Here is a 2,764-nt window from a genome sequence, read left to right as displayed (position 1 = left end):
ATTACCCCGCTGGATAATAACAGCCAGTAACCCCTCCCCCTTTTGCGGAACCTGACCCTGTGGCCGGTTTAATGGTATTCTAGGCGCATGAAAATCATTCTGAGCGTCACCCTGCTGTGCGTCAGTGGCACGGTTCTGGCGATTGATACCGCACATCGACTAACGCAGGAGCAATGGTCTGTGCCACGCAACCCCGAGTCGGTCGTGGCCATGCCGGCCCTGTCGCGGGCCATGCAGGATTTTCAGGCGACGGCCAATGCCCGCTTGCGGATTCATCATCCCGGTGGTGACCGGGGCAATCTGTGGGCGGCCGAGTTGCGCGCCTGGTTGATTACCCTGGGTGTGCCATCCACCGATCTTGAAATGAGTGCCGGTAGCGCCAATATGAATGTTATCGAGCTGGAAGTGGTTTCAGGCGGTAACAAAACCCCACCTGTCATGACGATACTCCCGGAGGAGCGCGTCGAGTAATCCCGAGCGGTTTTTTCCCTGCATTATTAACGAGGTACCCTGATGAAACGTGTGGCAGCTATCCAGATGGCTTCCGGTCCCAATGTGAGCGCCAATCTGACCGAGGCCGGTCGCCTGATCGGCCGGGCGGTGGATGCCGGCGCCGAGTTGATCGTCTTACCGGAAAACTTTGCCATCATGGGCATGCAGGAAACCGACAAGGTCAAACACCAGGAGGCGCCAGGGCAGGGGCCGATGCAGGAGTTTCTCGCCGAGCAGGCGAGAAAACACAACACCTGGATCGTGGGCGGCACCATTCCATTGCAATCGGAGGATGCCAGCCGGATTCGGGCCGCCTGTTTGTTGATCAACGATCAGGGTGAACAGGTTGCCCGCTATGACAAGGTCCACCTGTTTGACGTGCATCTGGAAGAGAACGCTGAAACCTACAATGAATCGGAGACCATCGAGCCGGGCCGTGAACCCACCGTGGTGGATACCCCGTTTGGCAAGCTGGGGCTGGCGGTCTGTTACGATCTGCGTTTCCCCGAGCTGTTCCGGCGCATGGCGGATCAGGGCGTGGAACTGATCGCGCTGCCCTCGGCGTTTACCGCCATCACCGGCCGGGCCCATTGGGAAGTGCTGGTCCGGGCCCGGGCGATCGAAAACCTGGTTTACATGGTCGCCGCCGCGCAAGGGGGCTATCACGTCAATGGCCGGGAAACCTATGGCCATAGTATGATTGTGGATCCGTGGGGCCTGATTCTGGACCAGCTGCCCAGCGGCTCGGGCTTTGTCAGTGCCGAAGTGAACCCCAAACGCATCACCGATACCCGGCGCAACTTTCCGGCGCTGCAACACCGTAAAATACCCTGTAAAGTGATCTCATGACCCAACCTGTACTCGACATCGCCCAGCAAACCCTGCTGTCCCCCGCCGGCCTCGGCGAACAGGAGCTGCAACGCACGCTCGATCAACTGATGGGCCACCGCATTGACAGTGCCGATCTCTATTTCCAGTTCGCCCGCCAGGAATCGTGGGTACTGGAAGACGGCATTGTTCGCGAAGGCAGTCACAACATCGAACAGGGCGTTGGCGTGCGTGCCATTAGCGGCGAGAAAACCGGCTTTGCCTATTCCGACGAGATTGTGCTGCCGGCATTGACCGAAGCGGCTAATGCCGCCCGTGCCATTGCCCGCCAGGGCCAGTCGGGCCAGGTGCAAAGCTGGCAACGACACAACGGCCATGCACTGTATCAGCCGGGCGATCCGCTGGATTCGCTCGACACTGCCGACAAAATCGCGCTGTTGCAGGCGCTGGACCGGGAAGCCCGGCGCCAGGATCCGCGCGTCAAACAGGTGATCGTCAGCCTGGGTGGTGTTCAGGAAGTGGTACTGGTGGCCGCCAGCGACGGCACCCTGGGGGCGGATGTGCGCCCGCTGGTGCGTCTCAATGTACACGTCATTGCCGAGCACAACGGGCGCCGCGAGCAGGGCAGTGCCGGCGGTGGCGGTCGGATCAGTTACGACTATTTTCAGCAGGAAGAGCGCGGCCTGCACTATGCCCGCGAAGCCGTGCGCCAGGCGCTGGTCAACCTCGAAGCGGTCGACGCGCCGGCCGGCAGTATGCCGGTGGTGCTGGGTCCGGGCTGGCCCGGGGTGCTGCTGCACGAAGCGGTCGGCCACGGTCTGGAAGGCGACTTCAACCGCAAGGGCAGTTCGGCCTTTGCCGGACGGATCGGCGAGCAGGTTGCCTCAACACTATGTACCGTGGTGGACGATGGCACCCTGGCCGAACGCCGGGGCTCGCTGAATGTGGACGACGAAGGCACGCCCACTGGCCATAACGTATTAATCGAAAACGGGATTTTAAAAGGCTACATGCAGGACAAGATGAACGCCCGGCTGATGGGCGTGCCCGCCACCGGTAACGGCCGGCGCGAATCCTATGCCCATCTGCCTATGCCGCGCATGACCAACACCTACATGCTGGCCGGTGACAGCGATCCCGAAGAGATCATCGCCTCGGTGGACAAAGGCCTTTACGCCGTCAACTTTGGCGGCGGCCAGGTGGACATCACCTCGGGGCGCTTCGTCTTCTCCGCCAACGAAGCCTATCTGATCGAAAACGGCAAGGTGACCCGACCGGTCAAGGGCGCCACCCTGATCGGCAACGGCCCCGACGTGATGAACAAGATCGAGATGGTCGGCAACGACCTGCAACTGGACAGCGGCGTCGGCGTCTGCGGCAAAGAAGGCCAGAGCGTCCCCGTCGGCGTCGGCCAGCCGACTCTCAAGATCAGCAGCATCACCGT

At 61.3% G+C, this 2,764-nt stretch carries 3 protein-coding genes; all 3 read left to right on the top strand.

The genetic code is table 11. The annotated features are described in order from the left end of the window. Positions 1-87: 87 nt before the first annotated feature. Complete coding sequence (locus RI563_RS06895; protein ID WP_310693632.1) at positions 88-471, top strand: hypothetical protein; 384 nt, start codon at positions 88-90, stop codon at positions 469-471. Between the two features lie 42 nt (positions 472-513). Beyond that, the gene (locus tag RI563_RS06890; protein WP_310693631.1) at positions 514-1,341 is read left to right on the top strand and encodes a carbon-nitrogen hydrolase family protein; all 828 of its coding nucleotides are present in this window, start codon (positions 514-516) and stop codon (positions 1,339-1,341) included. Continuing rightward, positions 1,338-2,764 (top strand): metalloprotease TldD (tldD, locus tag RI563_RS06885; protein ID WP_310693630.1); only part of this gene is annotated, 1,427 nt, incomplete at its 3' end. The genes RI563_RS06890 and tldD, both read left to right, overlap by 4 nt.

Origin of the sequence: Thiohalophilus sp. (genome assembly GCF_031581315.1) — a bacterium.
Lineage (GTDB): Bacteria > Pseudomonadota > Gammaproteobacteria > UBA6429 > Thiohalophilaceae > Thiohalophilus.
This window is presented reverse-complemented; position numbering and strand designations above follow the sequence as displayed.